The 21,587-nt window shown below is 50.6% G+C and carries 19 protein-coding genes; 13 read left to right on the plus strand and 6 right to left on the minus strand.

What is annotated here, in order from left to right:
- The first annotated feature begins 77 nt into the window (after positions 1-77).
- The 3 genes from ACNA6I_RS00710 (at position 78) to ACNA6I_RS00720 (ending at position 5,440) form a co-directional block, all read left to right on the plus strand.
- Entirely contained in the window at positions 78-1,064 is a 987-nt protein-coding gene (locus tag ACNA6I_RS00710; protein ID WP_187427096.1) for a class I SAM-dependent methyltransferase, read from the plus strand.
- A gap of 2,098 nt (positions 1,065-3,162) precedes the next feature.
- Positions 3,163-4,356, plus strand: coding sequence for an acetate kinase (locus tag ACNA6I_RS00715; protein WP_079516619.1), 1,194 nt, complete (start codon positions 3,163-3,165; stop codon positions 4,354-4,356).
- Between the two features lie 250 nt (positions 4,357-4,606).
- Positions 4,607-5,440, plus strand: a complete 834-nt coding sequence (locus ACNA6I_RS00720) for an EcsC family protein (RefSeq protein ID WP_048006354.1) — start codon at positions 4,607-4,609, stop codon at positions 5,438-5,440.
- Between the two features lie 37 nt (positions 5,441-5,477).
- Here the strand turns inward: ACNA6I_RS00720 and ACNA6I_RS00725 are convergent, their stop codons facing one another.
- The gene (locus ACNA6I_RS00725; protein WP_048006353.1) at positions 5,478-5,777 is read right to left on the minus strand and encodes a hypothetical protein; all 300 of its coding nucleotides are present in this window, start codon (positions 5,775-5,777) and stop codon (positions 5,478-5,480) included.
- Positions 5,778-5,946: 169 nt separating this feature from the next.
- Here ACNA6I_RS00725 and ACNA6I_RS00730 point away from each other — a divergent pair, with 169 nt between their 5' ends.
- Positions 5,947-7,161, plus strand: coding sequence for an argininosuccinate synthase (locus tag ACNA6I_RS00730; RefSeq protein ID WP_048006352.1), 1,215 nt, complete (start codon positions 5,947-5,949; stop codon positions 7,159-7,161).
- The gene (gene argH, locus ACNA6I_RS00735; RefSeq protein ID WP_416312779.1) at positions 7,158-8,537 is read left to right on the plus strand and encodes an argininosuccinate lyase; all 1,380 of its coding nucleotides are present in this window, start codon (positions 7,158-7,160) and stop codon (positions 8,535-8,537) included. Before ACNA6I_RS00730 ends, argH begins: the two co-directional genes overlap by 4 nt.
- Before the next feature lie 41 nt (positions 8,538-8,578).
- On the opposite strand, the gene ACNA6I_RS00740 is transcribed toward argH, so the two are convergent.
- Positions 8,579-9,034, minus strand: coding sequence for a universal stress protein (locus ACNA6I_RS00740; protein WP_048006350.1), 456 nt, complete (start codon positions 9,032-9,034; stop codon positions 8,579-8,581).
- Positions 9,035-9,136: 102 nt separating this feature from the next.
- Here ACNA6I_RS00740 and ACNA6I_RS00745 point away from each other — a divergent pair, with 102 nt between their 5' ends.
- Entirely contained in the window at positions 9,137-9,286 is a 150-nt protein-coding gene (locus ACNA6I_RS00745; RefSeq protein WP_200843169.1) for a hypothetical protein, read from the plus strand.
- A 12-nt stretch (positions 9,287-9,298) separates the two neighbouring features.
- On the opposite strand, the gene ACNA6I_RS00750 is transcribed toward ACNA6I_RS00745, so the two are convergent.
- Complete coding sequence (locus tag ACNA6I_RS00750) at positions 9,299-10,612, minus strand: purine-cytosine permease family protein (protein ID WP_231888689.1); 1,314 nt, start codon at positions 10,610-10,612, stop codon at positions 9,299-9,301.
- A gap of 143 nt (positions 10,613-10,755) precedes the next feature.
- On the opposite strand from ACNA6I_RS00750, the gene ald reads away from it, so the two are divergent.
- The 3 genes from ald (at position 10,756) to ACNA6I_RS00765 (ending at position 13,813) form a co-directional block, all read left to right on the plus strand.
- Positions 10,756-11,874: an alanine dehydrogenase gene (gene ald / locus ACNA6I_RS00755; RefSeq protein ID WP_048006348.1), complete on the plus strand. Its 1,119-nt coding sequence runs from the start codon at positions 10,756-10,758 to the stop codon at positions 11,872-11,874.
- A gap of 281 nt (positions 11,875-12,155) precedes the next feature.
- On the plus strand, positions 12,156-12,395 hold the full coding sequence (locus tag ACNA6I_RS00760; RefSeq protein WP_370295250.1) for a hypothetical protein: 240 nt from the start codon (positions 12,156-12,158) through the stop codon (positions 12,393-12,395).
- 98 nt (positions 12,396-12,493) lie between these two features.
- Entirely contained in the window at positions 12,494-13,813 is a 1,320-nt protein-coding gene (locus tag ACNA6I_RS00765) for a DRTGG domain-containing protein (RefSeq protein WP_048006346.1), read from the plus strand.
- Positions 13,814-13,857: 44 nt separating this feature from the next.
- Here ACNA6I_RS00765 and ACNA6I_RS00770 read toward each other — a convergent pair whose 3' ends face one another.
- Positions 13,858-14,160 (minus strand): YtpI family protein, encoded by a 303-nt coding sequence (locus ACNA6I_RS00770; protein ID WP_048006345.1) that lies wholly within the window; start codon positions 14,158-14,160, stop codon positions 13,858-13,860.
- Between the two features lie 85 nt (positions 14,161-14,245).
- Between ACNA6I_RS00770 and ACNA6I_RS00775 the strand changes: the two genes are divergently transcribed.
- Complete coding sequence (locus ACNA6I_RS00775; RefSeq protein WP_048006344.1) at positions 14,246-15,184, plus strand: DHH family phosphoesterase; 939 nt, start codon at positions 14,246-14,248, stop codon at positions 15,182-15,184.
- Positions 15,185-15,217: 33 nt separating this feature from the next.
- Here ACNA6I_RS00775 and ytrI read toward each other — a convergent pair whose 3' ends face one another.
- Complete coding sequence (gene ytrI / locus ACNA6I_RS00780; protein ID WP_048006343.1) at positions 15,218-15,721, minus strand: sporulation membrane protein YtrI; 504 nt, start codon at positions 15,719-15,721, stop codon at positions 15,218-15,220.
- Entirely contained in the window at positions 15,718-16,053 is a 336-nt protein-coding gene (locus ACNA6I_RS00785) for a YtrH family sporulation protein (protein WP_048006342.1), read from the minus strand. The genes ytrI and ACNA6I_RS00785 overlap by 4 nt, the downstream gene beginning before the upstream one ends.
- 132 nt (positions 16,054-16,185) lie before the next feature.
- On the opposite strand from ACNA6I_RS00785, the gene dnaE reads away from it, so the two are divergent.
- The 3 genes from dnaE to ACNA6I_RS00800 all read left to right on the plus strand — a co-directional run bounded on the left by dnaE (position 16,186) and on the right by ACNA6I_RS00800 (position 21,561).
- Entirely contained in the window at positions 16,186-19,521 is a 3,336-nt protein-coding gene (gene dnaE, locus ACNA6I_RS00790) for a DNA polymerase III subunit alpha (protein WP_416312780.1), read from the plus strand.
- Positions 19,522-19,660: 139 nt separating this feature from the next.
- On the plus strand, positions 19,661-20,899 hold the full coding sequence (locus ACNA6I_RS00795) for an NAD(P)-dependent malic enzyme (protein WP_048006340.1): 1,239 nt from the start codon (positions 19,661-19,663) through the stop codon (positions 20,897-20,899).
- Entirely contained in the window at positions 20,896-21,561 is a 666-nt protein-coding gene (locus ACNA6I_RS00800; protein WP_053072010.1) for a FadR/GntR family transcriptional regulator, read from the plus strand. The genes ACNA6I_RS00795 and ACNA6I_RS00800 overlap by 4 nt, the downstream gene beginning before the upstream one ends.
- The last annotated feature ends 26 nt before the right edge of the window (positions 21,562-21,587 follow it).

Consider the following 21,587-nt stretch of genomic DNA (forward strand, 5'->3'; position numbering starts at 1 on the left):
AGGGTCTGGTTTTTACAAAAGGCGATGCCCACGTTACAATAAAAGCACCAAACCGTGAAAAGGAATGAACGTACATGATGAATTCACCAGTCGAAACACTATTCGGCATACTCGATGAAACCTCCACCCTGCTTCAGGAGGAGCTGAACTGTACCTATCTGGAAGCAGTCGCTGAAACAGGGGAGAACCTCTTTCAGGAAGAAATCCTTCAAGATGAACTCAGCGAGCTCACGAAGAAGCGATTATCCAAGAAATATGCGGAACTGAAGCTTGAGCATACGGCAGATGAGGATATACGGAAAGCCTTCCAATTTGCCATCTTGAAAGGGATGAAAGAAAATGTTCAGCCGAATCACCAAATGACGCCGGATTCCCTAGGCATGTTCATCAGCTATCTGGTGAACCGTTTTACCGAAGGAATGGAGACGCTCAAGGTCCTGGACCCGGCGATCGGAACAGGTAATCTCCTGACGACGGTGCTGAACCACCTGACAGGGAAAGAGACCGAGTCCGTCGGCGTGGAGATCGATGATGTGCTGATCAAGCTTGCCTATGTAGGAGCCAACCTGCAAAAGCATCCCCTTCAGCTCTTCAACCAGGATTCCCTTGAACCGCTCATGATCGATCCCGTGGATCTTGTCCTGAGTGACCTTCCAATCGGATACTATCCGAATGATACGAGGGCGAAGGACTATGAGCTGCAGGCGGATGAGGGTCATTCGTATGCCCATCATCTCTTTATCGAGCAGAGCCTGAAGCACACAAAAGAAGGAGGCTATCTGTTCTTTATCGTCCCGAACAATTTGTTTGAGTCTCCTTTTGCACCTCAGCTTCAAAACTTCTTGAATGAAACGGCGAATATCCAGGGCTTTCTACAGCTGCCCCTGTCCCTATTCAAGAATAAGCAGTCCGCCAAGAGCATCTTGATCCTTCAGAAGAAGGGTGAAGGGGTGGAGGCGCCGAAAGAAATCCTGTTGGCACAGCTTCCGAGCCTGTCCAACCAGAGAGCGCTGCAGGACATCCTTGGTAAGATCGATGGATGGCTGACTGAAAATAAACGATGATCGAATGAAAGGCTGCTTGTGAGCGGCCTTTTTTTTGTTTCTCTTTTTGAGAATGGTGTTTGATGGGGAGGCGTCCGTGCCTCTCCGCTGCGAGGCACTCTGGTATGAAAAGTTGGGTATCATTCAGGACTTTCTTATCAAGTGAGAGGAAGAGAGCCTTGGTAGTTTCAACAGAATCTCTGGTCTATCGAAAGAACACTCTCTTTTTGAGAAGGGTGTTTGATGATGAGGAGTCCGTGCCTCTCCGCTGCGGACAGCCGCTTTCCACGGGGTGTGCGGTGAGCCTCCTCATGCTTGCGGGGTCTCACCTTGCCCACTTTTCCCGTAGGAGTCGGCTGTCCTCCGCTGCGAGGCACTCTTTGGGGAAGAGGGGGATATGCTGATTTGTACGTTGTGAGAGGATAGAGCCTGCTTGTAACCTCATATGGATTTATCGTGATATAAGCATCCCTTTAAACTAATGGGAATCTCGTGTCCTTCTCTCTTTGATAAGAAAGTTTAAAGATGAAGGAGTCCTTGCCTCTTCGCTGTGGACAGCCGCTTTCCACGGGGTGTGCGGTGAACCTCCTCATGCTTGCGGGGTCTCACCTTGCCCACTTTTCCCGTAGGAGTCGGCTGTCCTCCGCTGCGAGGCACTCTTTGGGGAAGAGGAGGATATGCTGATTTGTAAGTTGTGAGAGGATAGAGCCTGCTTGTAACCTCATATGGATTTATCGTGATATAAGCATCCCTTTAAACTAATGGGAATCTCGTGTCCTTCTCTCTTTGATAAGAAAGTTTAAAGATGAAGGAGTCCGTGCCTCTCCGCTGCGGACAGCCGCTTTCCACGGGGTGTGCGGTGAGCCTCCTCATGCTTGCGGGGTCTCACCCTGCCCACTTTTCCCGTAGGAGTCGGCTGTCCTTCGCTGCTAGGCACTCTGGGATGAAAAGTTGGGTATCATTCGGGACCTCCTTATCAAGTGAGAGGAAGAGAGTCTTGGTAGTTTCAACAGAATCTCTGGTCTATCCAAAAAACACTCTCTTTTTGAGAAGGGTGTTTGATGATGAGGGGTCCGTGCCTCTTCGCTGCGGACAGCCGCTTTCCACGGGGTGTGCGGTGAGCCTCCTCATGCTTGCGGGGTCTCACCTTGCCCACTTTTCCCGTAGGAGTCGGCTGTCCTCCGCTGCGAGGCACTCTTTGGGGAAAAGGAGGTCTCGATTTTGGCGATTCTTACTTTGTGAGGAGAAGGGTGTTGATAGAACCTGTTTGTAAGTTGAAGTGGTCCTACTTTTTTTAAGATGTTTCTTTTGAAAATGAAAGGGGCTCGATTCTCATTCTGATGTCTGCCTCATCGGGACTGCTATATGCTATATGGATTACTTCTCTTACTGTGAACCGGTGTTCCACCAGCAAATGCCGTTCCAAGGTCCAAACTTACTGCAAAGGTGGAGAGATTGGAACTCACGCCTGAATAAAAATCATGGGACTCTCTTATATAGCAAAGAGTGGATTGGAGCGGATGGCGCTTGACTGCAGCGGAAAAGGAGGAGTGGCGAGACCCCGCAGGAAAGCAAGCGCCCGTAGCGGAAAGGAAAGGTCCCTGCCCCCTTTCATATCGATGCAAAACGAAACCTCCCATAAATTTCAAGGATGTATACATAAATACATAAACCGCCAATTATTTGTGTTTAGCAAGAGGTTGGGCCACGAGCCTCCAATTACCGATCCCTCATCAAAAACTAAAGGGTGAATTGAAGCGGTGGTCGCTTGACTCGATTGGAATAGAAGGAGTGGCGCTTGATGCCCTCCCCGCAGGAAAGCAGGCGCCCGCAGCGAAAAGGAACGATCCCCGCATCCATTTCCCCTCCAAGGAGAACAAAATCCCCATCCACCCGGTCCTTGTTCCAGGATGAATTAGCTGAATTAATTGAAAAAAAGACCTCTGCACCCGTTATTTAAATTTTGGGAAAATAATTAATTTAACATGTAACCGATGTCATTTCAAGCTTTTTCTTGAAATGGGGGTGGGCTAGTGATTAAATGAGGAATTGAGAGATAAAAATTCGTTCATGGAACAAAATAAATGAAGAGATTCAAACATAAAGGGAGCGATATACCGTGGCAAAAAAAGTCATTGCAATTAACGCTGGAAGTTCTTCCTTGAAATTTCAGCTTTTTGATATGCCGGAAGAAACCGTCATTACAAAAGGACTCGTTGAGCGTATCGGACTGAAGGATTCTGTCTTCACCATTTCTGTAAACGGCGAGAAAAACGAAGAAATCACTGATATTCCGAATCACGAAGTGGCTGTTAAAATGCTTTTGGACAAGCTCACTGGTTTCGGCATCATTTCTTCTCTTGATGAAATCGAAGGAATCGGTCATCGCGTTGTACACGGCGGGGAAGTATTCAATGAATCCGTGCTCATCACCGATGAAGTATTGGAAAAAATCGACGAGCTTTCAGAGCTTGCACCGCTTCACAACCCGGCGAACCTGACAGGGATCCAAGCGTTCAGAAATATCCTGCCGAACGTGCCGGCTGTTGCTGTGTTCGATACAGCTTTCCATCAGACGATGCCTGAAAGTTCATTCCTGTACAGCCTGCCATATGAGTACTATGAGAAATACGGAATCCGCAAATACGGCTTCCACGGTACATCCCATAAATATATTTCTGAGCGTGCTGCTGAAATGCTCGGTCGCCCGAAAGAGCAGCTTCGCCTGATTTCTTGTCACTTGGGTAATGGGGCAAGTATCGCAGCGATCGAAGGCGGTAAATCCATCGATACATCCATGGGCTTCACTCCGCTTGCGGGTGTGGCAATGGGTACACGTTCAGGTAATATCGACCCGGCGTTGATTCCCTTCATTATGGAAAAGACCGATTCAACGGCTGATGAAGTGTTGAACGTGTTGAATAAAAAATCAGGGATCCTCGGTGTTTCCGGATTCTCAAGCGACCTTCGCGACATCCAGGATGGAGTGGAAGCAGGAAACGAGCGTGCTGAGCTTGCTCTTGACGTATTCGCTAACCGCATCCACAAATACATCGGTTCATATGCTTCACGCATGAACGGGGTCGATGCCATTGTCTTCACTGCAGGAATCGGTGAAAACAGCTTGATCGTTCGTGAAAGGGTCCTTAAAGGCCTTGAGTTCATGGGTGTTTATTGGGATCCTGCACGCAACACCACGCGCGGGGAAGAGACATTCCTGAGCTACCCTCACTCACCGGTTAAAGTCATGGTCATCCCGACCAACGAAGAAGTCATGATCGCCCGTGACGTTCTTGAAAAAGGCGATATCTGATCGCTGCCAGAGCCTTCACCCAGACCGGGTGAAGGCTTTTTCTTATTCCGCGTAACATTGACTGATTTAAGAAAAAAAGTAGAAGACGGGAAGGTGGAATGTCGGATTAACAGAGAGAGTGCGGTGAAATGATATGAAATCAGTCAAAAATGGAGTCGCCACTTGATTTTCCACCAGCATTTTCGGGCTGATTTCCAAAATGAGTGTGATATACTTAAGGCAAATCTAGTTTGTGCGAGGAGTGGATGGAGTGAGCTGGTCTGAGAGAGATCAACAGGTATGGGATTCTATCAAGGCTTGGAAACGTGATTTGTACGATTATGAAGCAAATGACCTCGAGTTTACATATGTGAAATGGTTGGACACGGCCTTTGGAGCGGTGCCTGAAGAGGTGCAGGAATCATTTTTTCAGCGCTTGGACGGCTGGTTGTTTCAACTGCACTCCCTGATCCAAGGGTCGCAGATGCAAAACGATGCCAAAGAACGGATTTTGTCCACTGCCCGGACCTTTAACCCCGATATCCAGGTGGTGGATGATCTTGCTGTCCTGTCCATTGATCAGCTGCATTATATCGCAGAACAGCATGCGGGACGTCACCGCCTCTACTCCCTTGTCCAAGGGGGGATCACCGGCACAGGCGGCTTGGTGGCTCTCGGCTCTGACCTTCCTGCGATGGCCGTCATCAATCTTCGTTCCATCCAGCTGATCGCTGCGTCCTATGGCTGCGACGTCCAGACGCCGTTTGAAACGATGACTTCCCTGAAGGTGTTCCACGCGGCCACCCTGCCTGCCAGGCTGCAGGCCGAGGCATGGGACGATCTTCTTCAGGACCTGGAGAGCAAGGGGTCAACGTATTTCTTTGACGGATCCGAACAGCTGACGGATTATACCTGGCTTGAGGGGACGCTGAAGCAATCGATGAAGGCACTGGCGATTTCCATGTTCAAGGGCAAGAAATGGTCGGGGCTGCCCCTGATCTCCATGGCAATCGGGGCGGGCTCCAATTATCAGCTGTCCAGGAGGATCACGGCATTTGCAGAGAAGTATTATCAGTACAGGTATTTAAGAGAAAAGAAAAGCTGAAACGCAAACGGCGGAGAGAGAATTCTCCGTCGTTTTTTTATGCATGGATTTCCGGATTGGTCCGATACCAGATCCATAGATCGTTGATGGCTGAAGCCCGGTCGCTGATCCGTTCATTGATCAGGCACGAGCGTTCGAAATCGTCTTCCTCTGACAAGTCGGTCAGCAGCGTCTCGATTTCCCATTCGAGCTCCTTGATGCGATCGGGGATGGTGCCACGGATCTTTTCCCACTCAATCAGAATCCTTTGTTGCTGATGGGGAGGGTACTCGTGCCAGTCCCGGGTCAGGTCGGGCAGCCGGATCTTCAAGCGCTCATCTGTTTTAAAGTTGATCATGATGATCCCTCATTTCGTAGATTCATTTCCATCCTACACGATTTCACGGAAGGATTCGAAGAATTTATACAAATTCGTGAATAAGTGTTGAATAAATACGCAATAGATGCTAATATTAATTCAACTTAAAGAATATTTATTCAATCGAGAAGATTTATTGGAGGGAATTATGTTGAATCAAAAAGTGGTTTTAGCCTACTCAGGTGGTTTAGATACGTCAGTTGCAGTTCAGTGGTTGAAAGAAAAAGGATACGAAGTCATTGCATGTTGCCTGGATGTCGGGGAAGGAAAGGATCTTGATTTCGTTCAATCGAAAGCATTGAAGGTCGGCGCATCCAAAAGCTATGTGATCGATGCGAAACAAGAATTCGCGGATGAATTTGCCCTGCTGGCCCTGCAAAGCCATGCTCTTTATGAAGGAAAATATCCGTTGGTGTCGGCCCTGTCCAGACCGCTTATCGCCAAGAAACTCGTGGAGATTGCGGAGCAGGAGAATGCGACGGCAGTCGCTCACGGCTGTACGGGAAAAGGGAACGATCAGGTTCGTTTTGAAGTCTCCATCGCAGCGTTGAATCCTTCACTTGAGGTACTTGCACCGGTACGTGAATGGAAATGGTCAAGGGAAGAAGAGATCGAGTACGCGAAAGAGAAAGGGATTCCGATTCCGATCAACCTTGACTCCCCGTACTCCATCGACCAGAACCTATGGGGAAGAAGCAATGAGTGCGGCGTCCTGGAAGATCCTTGGGCAGCACCGCCTGAAGACGCGTATGATCTGACAGTGAGCATCGAGGAAGCACCTGATACAGCCGACACGGTGGAAATCACCTTCGATAAAGGGGTGCCGGTCGCACTGGACTCTGTTCCTTATCCGCTTCATGAACTCATTGCCAAGCTGAATGTCCTTGGAGGCAAGCACGGTGTCGGCCGTATCGACCATGTGGAAAATCGCCTCATCGGCATCAAGTCCCGCGAGGTCTATGAATGCCCGGCTGCGATCACGTTGCTGAAGGCACATAAAGAGCTGGAAGATCTGACCCTTGTGAAGGAACTTGCCCATTATAAGCCGGTCATCGAGAAGAAAATGACCGAATTGATCTATGAAGGACTATGGTTCTCACCGTTGAACAAAGCCTTGAAGGCGTTCCTCGATGAATCCCAACAGTTCGTGAACGGGACCGTCCGTGTCAAATTGTTCAAAGGCCATGCCATCGTGGAAGGAAGAATGTCCCCGAATTCCCTGTATGACGAAAACCTTGCGACGTATACGAAAGCCGATCAATTCGACCATGATGCCGCTGTCGGATTCATCAAGCTTTGGGGTCTTCCGACGAAAGTATCATCCATGGTGAACAAACCGGCAAAGGAAAAGGTCACCCTATGATGAAATTATGGGGAGGACGCTTTACGAAAAAACCTGAAGAGTGGGTGGATGAATTCAATGCGTCCATATCATTCGACCAGGAACTGGTCGTGGAAGACATCGAGGGAAGCAAGGCCCATGTCACCATGCTGAAAAAATGCGGGATCCTGTCGGTTGAAGAAGCCGATCAAATCCTTGGGGGATTGAATGAACTGGAGGAGAAGGCTGCAGAAGGCAGCCTTGAGTTCTCCACTCAGTATGAGGATATCCATCTGAATCTGGAGAAACTCCTGATCGATACGGTCGGAGAGGTGGGAGGGAAGCTCCACACCGGAAGAAGCCGGAACGACCAGATCGCCACAGATATGCATCTCTTCCTGAAGAAAAGGGTGGAGGAGGTCATCGGACTGATCGAAGAATTCCAGGAGGCCATCGTGAAACAGGCCGAGGATCATATCGAGACGATGATCCCGGGGTACACCCATCTGCAGCGTGCCCAGCCGATTTCATTCGCCCACCATCTGATGACGTACTATTGGATGCTTGATCGTGATAAGGAGCGCCTGAAAGATTCCATGAAGCGCATCGATCTATCCCCTCTTGGAGCAGGGGCATTGGCCGGGACAACCTTCCCCATCGACCGGGCTTACTCGGCCGAACTCCTTGGATTCAGCGGAGTATACGAAAACAGCCTTGATGCTGTGAGCGACCGGGATTTCATCTTGGAGTTCCTAAGCAACAGTGCCATCCTCATGACGCATCTTTCGCGCCTCGCAGAAGAGTTCATCCTCTGGTCGACGGAGGAGTTCCACTTTATCGAGCTCGATGACAGCTTCACGACGGGAAGCAGCATCATGCCCCAGAAGAAAAACCCGGATATGGCCGAGCTTGTCCGCGGAAAGACGGGAAGGGTGAACGGAAACCTTCTATCGCTCCTTACGGTGTTGAAAGGGTTGCCTCTTGCCTACAACAAAGACATGCAGGAAGATAAGGAGGGGATGTTCGATACGGTCAAGACAGTGATCGGCTCCTTGAAGATCTTTACGGGCATGATGGATACGATGAAGGTGAATAAAGACGTGATGGAAGAAGCGGTCGGTACCGATTTTTCCAACGCGACCGAGCTTGCCGATTATCTTGCGGCCAAAGGCATGCCGTTCCGTAAGGCCCATGAGGTCGTAGGGAAACTGGTGCTTCATTGTATCGAGCAGGGATACTACCTGAAGGATGTGACCCTTGCCACGTATCAACAGCATTCAGAACTGATCGAAAGCGACATTTATGACATCATCGCCCCTTCAGCAGCCGTGAAGCGCAGGAATTCATATGGCGGTACCGGCTTTGAACAGGTGAAGATCCAAATTGAAAAAGCCAAAGGTGCATTGGTGACAAAATAAAGAAATCCCCCTGAATCGCTTTCAGGGGGATTTTGTATGTGTTACTCTTCTTCATCGGGCTCTTCGGTCCGGACTACAAGGACGTCGCATTTGGCAGCCCTCGTGATATGTTCGGAGACGCTGCCGATCAGGAAACGTTCCACAGCGTTAAGGCCGGTTGCCCCGCAAATGATGAGATCTTTTCCTTTTTCGGAGGCTTTCTTCGGTATGACCACTTTGGGTGATCCGTATTCTACATAGGTGTGGATCTTGGTGAGGCCGCATCGTTCCGCATTGGCTTTATACTCTCTCAGCAGCTCTTCTGCATACTTGATGGCCCGTTCCCCGATGGTGTGATCATAGGAGTCGATGGCGGCATAAGACCGAGTGTCGATGACATGTAACAGTGAAAGGACAGCATCATTCCTCTTGGCAATGGCAATTCCTTTTTTGAAAGCCCATTCCGCTTCTTTTGATCCATCTACAGCCACTAAAATATCACGATATTTCAAACCCATCTTCAACCCCTCCTTTTCTTAATCATACTATATTTTCCCACGTATATCTGTAACGAATTTTCAAACAATAAGGTGGAATTTCCTATGACAAGAGGAGGGAACATGATGAAAAAAGATGAGAACAAACAAACGCTTTCCTATGATGAAGGGGCAAGCGAACAGGTGAGCCAGCAGATCATGGATTCTTACACGAGCGGCGTTGTCGGTACGGAAGACGGGCGCTATGATACCGAGGAGAAGAAAGAAGATTAACCGGAACCTTGATCACCCTGCCTGATGGGTGATCGAGGTTTTTTCTTTTTGGAGGCGACCCGCTATCAAGTAGAGAGCACCAGTAAGTATGAATGACAGGAAACCCGGTGACAGGGAATCGGGAAGGAGTGCATAAAGGGTGATGCCTGCCACCATGACGCAGATGGCTGTCTTGTTCGTTCCCGTCGTTCCTGCAGCGAGGGCGGAGAGATCCTCTTCACGAAGACGCCCTTTCCTGATGAAGAGAAAGTCGCTGACAATGATGGCCGATAGGGGTACCACCAGCATGCCGAGGAGGGAAATGAACCCTTCCGCCCCATAGACGAGCTGTGGAATCAGGCTGAGAATGATCCCGGCAATGGAGAAGAGGAGTGCGCTCTGGATCCTGCTCAGATGCGGAAGGGCATTGAGCAGACTGTAGCCTCCTGTATACGCATTGCTCAGGTTGATGGAAATCATGGAGACCAGGGCCGAGATGGTGATGATCGACAGCAGGAACACGGATGAGGTGAGCTCACCTGCGGTCACGAAGGGATTCAATCCTCCGTAAAGGCTGGCGCATAGTCCGCCAAGGAGGGCTGTCATCATGAAACCGGTCATATTCCCTCCCAGGACCCCCCAGAACCCCTGGCGCGGACTCACGCTATACCGGGTCATGTCGGATGCCGCACTCACACCTGAAATATACTGTACGAAGGCGAGGCTTCCGTAAAAGAAGAATGCGCCTGTCGAGAAGGTGCCGTGATGGTCCGTTCCACCTTGATCTCCCGTAAGGAATAGGGCCAACAGGATGAACTGGCCGGCAATCAAGATGGGGATGAACCATTTAGTCGCACGTTTGACTGCTTCGAAGCCTACTAGGGCCAGGGCGGTCATCAAGAGGGCGAGGCCGAGTGCCACAGGGATGAACGGAATGGAGGCTCCGGTCAATTTCTTGACCATGGAGGTCACGACCATCGTCCCGCCGATTGTCTGCACGCTGAACCAATAGAGGGATGTGAGGGTGCGGACCGGTGAAGCGATGCCCATGGATAGTTTTTTGCCAAGTACGGACCGGAGGACATACTGAGCCGGCAGTCCGTACCGCGATCCGGGAAGGGACAGCATGGATACGCAGAAGAAGGCCATGAAGGCACCTGCGACCGTCGCAAGGAATGCTGCGTAAAATGGCAGTCCGCCTTGGACCACGGCGAGTGCCGGGACAAGGAAGTTCCCGGAATTCACGGAGAACGCGAGCTGGATGATGAAGTACTCCTTCCAAGAGGTAGTCTTTTTATGTTGAGGGATGGATTCAAGTCCGAACCGTTCGATCATGGACGATTTCATTTTCACATAAACTCCTTTATCTTTGGCGACACTGAACATATCTTATTGTAATGATTTCTGAGAGGAAACAGAAGGGTTTTCATTGAATACCTTGGAGTATAGAGTGAGCTCTCGTGATCATAAGGAAAGAAGGAGGAAGGATTATGCAGATCGGCATACCGAAAGAAATCAAGAATAATGAGAACAGGGTAGCCATGACTCCAGCCGGTGTCGTGAATCTGGTGGTGAATGGTCATGAGGTATTCATCGAGTCGGGCGCAGGCGATGGATCTGGGTTCGCCGATGAAGATTATGTGAGTGCCGGTGGGAAGATCGTCGGCGGCGCAGAAGAAGCGTGGGCAAAAGAGATGGTCATGAAGGTGAAGGAACCCCTGCCAGAGGAATACGGGTATTTCCGTGAGGGGCTGATCCTGTTTACATATCTCCACCTTGCACCCGAGCCTGCGTTGACGAAAGCCCTGATTGATAACAAGGTGGTGGGGATTGCCTATGAGACCGTCGAGGTGAACCGTTCCCTGCCCCTTCTCACTCCGATGAGTGAAGTGGCTGGAAGGATGGCGACCCAGATCGGTGCCCAGTTCCTTGAGAAGATCCACGGAGGGAAAGGGGTCCTTCTTTCCGGGGTCCCGGGAGTGAGTCGAAGCAAGGTGACGATCATCGGGGGTGGAGTGGCCGGTACGAACGCTGCCAAGATGGCTGTCGGCCTCGGTGCCGACGTCACCATACTCGACCTCAGTCCCGAGCGGTTGAGGCAGCTTGATGATATTTTTGGCCGTGATGTCACCACCCTCATGAGCAACCCCCTGAATATCGAGCATGCCGTGAAGGAATCGGATCTGGTGATCGGAGCGGTGCTCATACCGGGGGCAAAAGCCCCGAAGCTCGTGACCGAACAGATGATCCGGTCCATGAACCCCGGTTCGGTCGTCGTGGATATCGCCATCGATCAGGGAGGGATTTTCGAGACGACGGACAGGATCACGACTCATGATCATCCGACCTATGTGAAGCACGGAGTTGTCCATTATGCGGTGGCCAATATGCCGGGGGCCGTTCCTCGTACGTCCACCATCGCTTTGACCAATGTGACCGTACCCTATGCCCTGCTCATTGCCAACAAGGGGTATAAGAAAGCGTGCATGGAGCATGAGCCGCTGATGAAAGGAATCAATACGCTGAACGGCTATGTGACCTACAAAGCGGTTGCGGAGGCCCATGATCTCGACTATTCCGATACCCTCACCCAGCTGAAGCAAGTGTGAGTTCGGTAAAGGGTCTATTCAGGAATGTACATTTCTTTCGTCCGATTGGATTTTCACCACGGAATGGCCGTGATGCGAAGTTTCCATGTGCGCTTCCACCCACTGAAAAAGGTCATGTTTAAAGGTGTAGAGGGTCGTGCCATGACCGCTCTCGATACGTTAGGGCTATAAGGTGATGATGGTGCCTGATCAGGCACCATCATTTTTAATATCAGAAGACTTCGTCATCCTGGGACAACTTTCAGGATATCCGTGCATATAGATGGGGTAAGCAGGAAGGAGTGGGTGAATTGAAGAAACAGCGATACGTCCTTTGTCTATTGGTGACGGGGGTTTTACTCTATTATGCCGTGCCGAGGCTGTCGATTTTTGCAGAGGGGCTGGAAGGGTGGTTCTCCCTTTCATGGCTGATCCTTGCCATGTTCGTCCTTGCGGGGAACTTCGCAGCCGTGCTTTATTCCCCGAAGAAAGGGAAGAAGGGGGCAAAGCAGCCGGAGAGGAAGCGCGTACTCGGTCGGTGACGGAAGGGGGAGTCGGGTATTCGATTCCCCCTGAGATTGAAACGGAGGGGTCTTCACCTTATAATATGAATAGGACGATATAAAGAAGGGTGAACGAGTTGGCTACTAAACATGAACAGATACTAGAGTATATCGATACCCTCCCGGTCGGGGAGAAGATTTCCGTCCGTCAGATCGCCAAAGCCCTCAATGTCAGTGAAGGAACGGCATACCGCGCCATCAAGGACGCGGAAACAAAAGGCTATGTGAGTACGATTGAACGTGTAGGAACCATCAGGATCGAACAGAAGAAGAAAGAGAACATCGAGAAGCTGACCTATGCAGAGGTGGTCAATATCATTGACGGCCAAGTGCTGGGCGGGAAGACCGGCTTACATAAAATGCTCAACAAATTCGTCATCGGCGCCATGAAGCTCGAAGCCATGATGCGCTATACCGAAGCAGGAAATCTCTTGATCATCGGGAACCGTTCCCAGGCGCAGGAACACGCGCTGCGGGCAGGGGCAGCCGTACTGATCACAGGAGGATTCGATGCAGAGGATCATGTGAAGCGACTGGCCGATGAATTGGAACTTCCGATCATCTCGACATCCTATGATACATTCACCGTCGCCACGATGATCAACCGGGCGATCTTTGATCAGCTCATCAAAAAAGAAATTATTTTCGTGGAGGATATCCTGACCCCTGTTGAGGATACGGTCCATCTTCATATCGATGATACCCTCGAAGAATGGTATGAAAAGAATCAGTATACCTTCCACAGTCGCTTCCCCGTCGTCGATGGAAACAGGAAGGTCATCGGGATGGTCACGTCAAAAGACGTCATGGGGCAGGAGAAGCATATGGGGATCGACAAGATCATGACCCGCCACCCCATCACGGTCAATGGCAATACGAGCGTGGCTTCGGCCGCCCATATCATGATCTGGGAAGGGATCGAAGTGCTGCCTGTGGTGAATGAACACCACAAGCTCATGGGCATCGTCAGCCGTCAGGATGTACTGAAGGCCCTTCAAATGATCCAGCGTCAGCCTCAAGTCGGGGAGACCATCGAAGATATCATCACCAACGGGGTACAAGCTGCATCGGAGCGTAAAGGGGAAAAAGAAACCTACCAGTTCGCCGTCACGCCCCAGATGACAACGGGGATCGGAACGATTTCGTACGGAGTCTTCACCACCCTGATGACAGAGGCGGCCAATCGTGCCCTCAAACCGTATAAAAAAGGGGATATCGTCATCGAGAATATGACGATCTACTTCATCAAGCCCGTTCAGATGGAAAGCATGCTTGATATCCATCCGAAGGTACTCGATGTAGGGAGGAAATTCGGGAAAGTGGATGTGGAGGTCTATCACGACGGAGTGCTTGTCGGTAAGTCCCTGATGATCTGTCAGCTCATCGATCGCCACTGATTTGCACGAAAAGGGCCCACCGTGTGCCGGCAGGCCCAAAGGATTCACTGATTCAATTCTTCCGCTTCGCGCTGAGCATAGGGTAGGACATGTTTATAGTAGCGGAATCCCATCCATAGACTGCCGGTTCCGATGAGGATGAAAAAGATCCCCACTACATACGTGACCGTGCCGGAGAACAGGATGAGCTGATTGATGCCGAAAAGGGCCACGAACAAGCCGAGTGCCATACTGGACTTGGCGGACAGCCATTTTTTCTCCATGGGCCGCTTTGTCCTTACCTGTTTCACCTTATAGAAGAGATAGAAGGAAAACGCTAACACAACAAAAAATGCGAAGAAATACATGATGGACAACCCCCGTTCAAGTTTCTCGCTCTTATTTTACAGATAATTCCCGCCATTGCCAATATAAATCACAAAGGAGATTTCCATGAAAGATCAAATCCTGAATCTTATCAAGCAATATGAAACCATCATCGTCCACCGCCATGTGAGGCCAGACCCGGATGCCTACGGATCACAGGGAGGCCTGGTGGAAATCCTCAAAGCTTCTTTTCCGGATAAAAAGATCTTTGCCGTCGGTGAAGAAGAGCCGACGCTTCATTATCTGAACCGCCTCGATGTGATCGAGGATCATGTGTATGAAGGAGCCCTAGTCATCGTCTGTGACACGGCCAACGCCGAACGGATCTGCGACCTCCGTTACAGTCTCGGTGATCAGCTCGTCAAGATCGACCATCACCCGAACGAGGACCCATACGGAGATGTCCTTTGGGTTGACACGAGTGCGAGCTCGGTCAGTGAGATGATCTATGATTTTTATGAATTCGGGAAGGACAAAGGACTGACCCTCCCGGATACGGCAGCCCGTTTATTATTTGCAGGGATCGTCGGGGATACGGGACGCTTCCTCTATCCGAGTACGACCCAAAAGACATTTGATATCGCAGGTGAACTCATACGCAAGGATTTCGACCGGAATGACCTGTTCAATAAAATGTACGAAGTCGATGCCAACGTGGTGAAATTGCATGGATATGTGCTCCAGAACTTCGAAATGGACGAGCTGGGATGCGGGAACATGATCATGACGAAGGAAATCCTCGAGGAATTCGATGTCGTGCCATCCGAGGCATCACTCCTTGTTAGCGTGCTAGGGAACATTAAAGGAATGAAGGCGTGGGTATTCTTCATAGAAGAGGATGACCAGATCAGGGTCAGGCTCCGCTCCAAGGGCCCGGTCATCAATACGGTGGCGAAGAAATACAATGGAGGCGGTCATCCGCTGGCGGCAGGGGCGTCCATTCATTCGTGGGAACAAAAGGACCATGTCATGGAGGACCTTCGGAACGTATGCAGGGAATCATGATAAAAAGGACGCTTCTTTGTGAAGTGTCCTTTTTTATTCTTCGTATTTAAGGGCCAGGGTAAGGTCGGTGGTGGTGTAAAAGTAGATTTCCTTCACTTCGAGTCTGAAAGGCTTGTCGTTCAGCTTGATGGTTTTGTTCTCGATGATCTTTTTGATGAGTTCTTTATTATCATGGGCTGTCTCCAGATTTTGATTTAGAAGACTCCTTAAATCCTGGCTCAGGGTTTCCTCTGCCCTGTGGAGGCTTAGTAATTCCACCTTGGTTTTGGTCGGATTGAGGATCTTCACCCTCACTTCCTGGATCGTCAACTCGTCCTCATTCTCTTCATTCAATTCTTTATTCTCTTCCTGAAGATAAGATAAGGTGCTCGTCAGTTTATCGAGCTGTGTTTGCTGATCTTGTATTTTTTGAGTCTGCTTTTCATGCATGGAGCCATACATGAAGATGAAGATCATCCAACTGACGATGCCACCTATGACGGCACCGGCAAAGAATCGCTGAAAGGAAGGGAGCCTGTAAAAAGGCGGGATCCTCATGAGGAGACATGCTCCTGCGTGAGCCAGCTGATGATCATGGCTCCCGTGTTGGCCCCGCCGAGTGCAGCGAGAATCAGGAGGAATTGCTTGAAGAGCTCCTTTGTCTCTCCGTTCAGGAATCCTTTTTCAAAACTGTAGACCGTGTCAAAGGTTCCTCCGATGGCCGCGATGATGGCCCAGATCCGCAGGAAGTTGGACAGCCTCCACATCTCGATGAAAAGGGGCTGTCCCATGGCGAATGAAGCGAGCCCGCCAAGGAGCGATCCCCCTAGAAGGACACCCATGGCGATAAAGAAGCTTTTGAACAGTTCTGGGAAGAAAGCTTCTGTCATAACATCATCTCCCGTACTTGTCTTTATGATATCTATATGGGATGGGGGGACAGGATATGAGGGAGAACATATTTTCTTTTTTATGTGAACATCCCTATAATGGAATTACTAAGGAATAAAGGGTGTGCAATCATGTCGTTCGTTCATTTACAGGTGGCAAGCTCCTTCAGCTTGCTTTCAAGCACGATTTCCATAAATGGACTCGTACATAAAGCGAAGGAACTCGGTTTCAAGGCCCTGGCCCTTACCGATCAAAATATGATGTATGGCGTCGTGCCATTTTATAAACAATGCCTGAAAGAAGGCATCAAACCGATCATCGGTCTGACGGCGGATGTGGCCGTGAACGAAACGGAGACCTATCCGATGGTTCTCCTCTGTGAAAACATGAAGGGCTATCAGAACCTCATGAAAATCTCGAGCAGCATCGGGGCGAAGACCCCTGAAGGGATCCCGCTGAAATGGCTTCATTCCTATCACGAAGGACTCATTGCCATCACTCCGGGTGTGAAGGGGGAAGTAGAGAGCCTGCTTCTGGCTGATGAAAAAGAGCAGGCAGTGGAGAAGATCCGCCGCTATCAAGACCTCTTCGGATCGTCATCCTTCTATCTCGGCCTTCAGGATCATGGGCTGCCTGAAGAAGAAAAACTGCGCTCCATGATTACAGCCGTTGCCAAAGAGACCGGGACGGAAGTGGTGGCACTAAATGACGTCCACTGTCTGGAAGAAGGCGAACATTTCGCCCTGGAATGCTTGAATGCCATCCGTGACGGGGTGAAGTTAGCCGACGAGGAACGGGATGTTCTGAAGAGCAGCGATTACTACCTGAAGCCGAAGGAAGCGATGGTCGACCTGTTCGGGGATGTTCCCGATGCCCTCGAAAACACGTTGAAGATCGCGGAAAGATGCAGCGTGAAGATCCCTTTCCATCAGCAACTCCTGCCGAGATATCCCCTCCCCGAAGGTGTCGATGCCCTCTCGGAACTAAAGCGACAGTGTGAAAGCGGATTGCATCGCAAGGTCGATGATGTAACGGATGTCTATCTGAACCGCCTGGATTATGAACTCAAAGTCATTGGGGACATGGGCTTCAGCGACTACTTCCTCATCGTGTGGGATTTCATGAAATTTTCCCGTGAGAACGGGATCCTGACGGGACCGGGAAGGGGTTCTGCCGCAGGCTCCCTTGTTTCCTACGCCCTTGATATCACCGATGTGGATCCTATCCGTCACGATCTTCTGTTCGAGCGTTTCCTGAACCCCGAACGTGTGACGATGCCGGATATCGATATCGATTTTCCCGATCACCGCCGCGATGAAGTGATTGACTATGTGGAAGCGAAGTATGGAAGCATGCACGTTTCCCAGATCATCACGTTCGGTACATTTGCCGCCAAGGCCGCCCTGCGTGATACGGGGAGGGTGTTCGGCTTGAACATGAAGGAGCAGGAGCAGCTGTCGAAACTGCTCCCATCCAAGCCGGGATTGACGCTTGAAGGAGCGTACCGGGATTCAAAGGCCCTTCGTGACCTCATCGGAAGCTCGGACCTCCACCGCAGGGTCTTCACAGTGGCCAAGCAGATCGAGGGACTGCCAAGGCATACGTCCACCCACGCAGCAGGAGTCGTAATCAGTGACGAGCCCCTGGTGAAGTGGGTTCCCATACAGGGCAGTCCGACGGGGATCCACCTCACACAGTTCCCCATGGATACGTTGGAAGAAATCGGGCTCCTCAAGATGGATTTCCTCGGTCTCAGGAATTTAAGCATCCTGGAGCGGATCGTCAAGAGTATCCAGCGAAGGGGCAACCGGACATTCAGCCTGGCGTCCATTCCCGATCAGGATGAGAAGACCTTCGAATTACTCTCTGCAGGAAGGACGAGCGGGGTATTCCAGCTCGAATCCGACGGGATGAGAAGCGTGTTGACGAGGCTGAAGCCAAGCTCGTTTGAAGACATCGTGGCGGTCAACGCCCTCTTCAGGCCGGGGCCGATGGAAAATATCCCGATGTTCATCCGGAGGAAGCACGGGGAAGAGGCGCCGCATTATCCGATTCCCGAAATCAAACCGATCCTGGAAGCCACCTATGGAGTCATCGTCTATCAGGAGCAGATCATGCAGATTGCTTCGAAGATGGCGGGCTTTTCACTCGGGGAAGCGGACCTTCTGAGAAGGGCCGTCTCGAAGAAGAAGAAGGAAGTGTTGGACCGGGAGAGGGAGCATTTCGTTTCAGGGGCATTGAAGAATGGATACAGTGAGGCCGCTGCCAATGATGTATACGACCTTATCGTCCGTTTTGCAGACTATGGATTCAACCGGTCCCATGCCGTCGCCTACAGTAAGATTGCTTATCAGCTTGCCTATCTGAAAGCGCATTATCCCGCTTACTTCCTTTCTTCCCTGCTGACAGCTTCCGTGGGGAATGACGCGAAGATCGCCCTCTATATCCGTGAGGCGAGGCAGACAGGGATCGAGATCCTTGCGCCGTCGATCAATTCCGGGCATTTCATGTTCCAGGTGGAAGGGGAAAACCGGATCCGGTACAGCCTCGGGGCCATCAAGGGGATCGGGGCCGCTGCCCTGAAGGAAATCACGAGGGCGAGGCAAGATCGGCCATACGCAGATCTGTTTGATTTTGCGATCAGGGTTTCCCTGAAAGTGATCAATCGCAGCATCCTTGAGAATTTGATCCTCTCCGGCGCCTTCGATGAATTCGGTGAGGACCGTGCCGTGCTTCTTGCAAGTCTCGATGTGGCCATTGAGCACGCAGAGCTCATCGGACCGGATGACGATCTATTCGCAGACGAAGAAGATTTCTTCCCCAAGCCGAAGACGGTCGAAGTGGAGGCGATGCCCCTCGATCGGAAGCTGCAGTTCGAGAAGCAGGTCCTGGGGCTTTACCTGTCCGATCATCCGGTTTCCTCCCACCGGGAACGATTCACAAGGCACGGGATCCTTCCCATTGCCGATGTGAAGGCGGGCGACAGGGTGAAAGTCGGTGCATATCTGACCTCGGTGAAGACCATACGGACGAAAAAAGGAGAAGTGATGGCCTTTGTCGAAATGGGGGATGAGACGGGAGATCTCGAGGGCGTGATCTTCCCGAATGTGTACAAGAGGAATATGAACATCCTGAAGGACGGGAAGGTGTTGGTCCTCGAAGGAAACATGGAGGAGAGGAACGACCGCCTGCAACTGATCATTAATAACATCGGTGATGCGTCAGATCTGAACGAGCCTGAAGGACGCCTTTTCCTCAAAATCGGAATAGGGGAAGATCAGGAGAGCATGCTTATGAAAATCAAAGGGATTGTGGCAGAACATGCGGGTGATACAGAAGTCCTGATTTACTTTGAGGAAGAGAAGAAGACGGTCAAGCTTCCCCAGGGCTTCAATAGCCGTTCAGCAGAAAACGCCATGGGTTCACTGAAAAAATTATTAGGGAATCGAAACGTTGTGTTGCAATAACGTCTTTACTTACATCTTTATTTATATTATTGTTTAATAGAAAAAGGTGGTCTGACCACTAGGGTCATGACCACTTTCAGTCCAGCACTTATTCTTTATCATTCAAACGTTATTCAATTTCTAAAGGAGATGAAGCGATTTGTCATTAAGAGAAGAAGCCCTTCATATGCATCGTGTCAACAAGGGGAAATTGGAATCAAAGTCTAAAGTGGAAGTCCGGAATGCGGAGGACCTCAGCCTTGCGTATTCTCCAGGGGTGGCAGAGCCTTGCAAAGATATCTATGATAAACCGGAAACGGTCTATGATTATACAATGAAAGGCAACATGGTTGCCGTCGTCTCAGATGGGACAGCTGTACTCGGACTCGGCAATATCGGACCGGAAGCCGCCCTGCCCGTCATGGAGGGGAAAGCCGTCCTGTTTAAAAGTTTTGCAGGTGTCGATGCCTTCCCAATCTGTTTGAACACGACGGATGTCGAGAAGATCATCGAAACTGTCAAGCTTCTCGAGCCGACATTCGGAGGGGTCAATCTTGAGGATATCGCTGCCCCGAACTGTTTTGAAATCGAAGAGCGTTTGAAGAAAGAAACGAATATCCCGATCTTCCATGACGATCAGCACGGTACTGCCATCGTCACCGTAGCCGGGCTTGTCAATGCCCTTAAGATCGTCGGCAAGAAAATGAGTGAGATCAAGGTTGTTGCCAACGGGGCGGGAGCTGCAGGGATCGCCATCATCAAGCTCCTTTATCGCTACGGGGTAAGGGATATCATCATGTGCGACTCCAAGGGTGCGATTTACGAAGGGCGCCCTGAAGGGATGAACACCATCAAGGACGAAGTGGCGAAATTCACGAATCGGGACCGCATCGAAGGCGGTTTGAAAGAAGTCCTTCAAGATGCCGATGTGTTCATCGGAGTTTCTGTTGCAGGTGCATTGACCGAAGAAATGGTCTCTTCCATGAAGCAGGATCCGATCATCTTCGCCATGGCGAATCCGATCCCTGAAATCATGCCGGATCTTGCGAAGGCTGCCGGTGCCAAAGTGATCGGGACAGGCCGTTCCGATTTCCCGAATCAGGTGAATAATGTCCTCGCCTTCCCTGGGATCTTCCGGGGGGCCCTTGACGTGCGGGCGACCCATATCAACGAGAAAATGAAGCAGGCGGCCGTCGAGGCCATTGCAGAGCTCATCAGTGAAGACGAGCTGAATGCCGATTACGTCATTCCAGCTCCATTTGATAAACGCGTCGCTCCTGCCGTGGCTGCAGCAGTAGCGAAGGCGGCCATGGAAACAGGCGTTGCACGCTTGAAGGTGGACCCTGAAGAAATCCGTAAAAAAACGGAAGAGTTAGCGGTCATCGGGAAGGGAGAATGAAGTCCGACGTGAACTCCCTGAAGTCCCATCCGAAAGTCTACATCGGGATCGTTCACCAGCTGAAGGAAATCATCTCGAATGACGGGCTCACCCCCGGTGATAAGCTGCCATCTGAAAGGGAGCTTTCCGAACGATTGAATGTGGGGCGCTCGTCTGTGAGAGAAGCACTCCGGGCGCTCGAGCTGTTGGGACTCATCGAGACCAGGAGAGGGGAAGGGACCTTCCTCCGGGATTTCCGCGAACATCATTTGATCGATCTCCTCGGGATGTTCATCCTCGAAGATCATAAAACTCAAAACGATATCCTGCACATGAAGATCATGATTGAAAAAGAGGCCTTACGGGCCCTTTTCATTGAGAAGGAATCTTTGAAGGGGATGGCGGAGGAAATCCAGGCTGCGGAAGATCTTTCACTGGGTGATGTGCTCAATGAAATCGTACGTCATGCCCCGAATCATCTGGCTCATCGGATATGGAATATATTGAATGATTACGAAACCCTCATTTGCGGGAAAACCCCTCTTTGTACCGATTTGAAGAAAGATATCCTGAGCATGCTAGAGGGCATCGGGAATCAGGATAAAGAGGCTGTGCAGGAAGCTTATAAGAAAGTGCGGAATAATGTCGACGGAGAGCTGACAGTTTCCAACATCTTTTTCTGAATCAATCCAGTAAACTGATAGACAAG

Origin of the sequence: Rossellomorea sp. FS2 (genome assembly GCF_047915635.1) — a bacterium.
Classification (GTDB): domain Bacteria; phylum Bacillota; class Bacilli; order Bacillales; family Bacillaceae_B; genus Rossellomorea; species Rossellomorea marisflavi_A.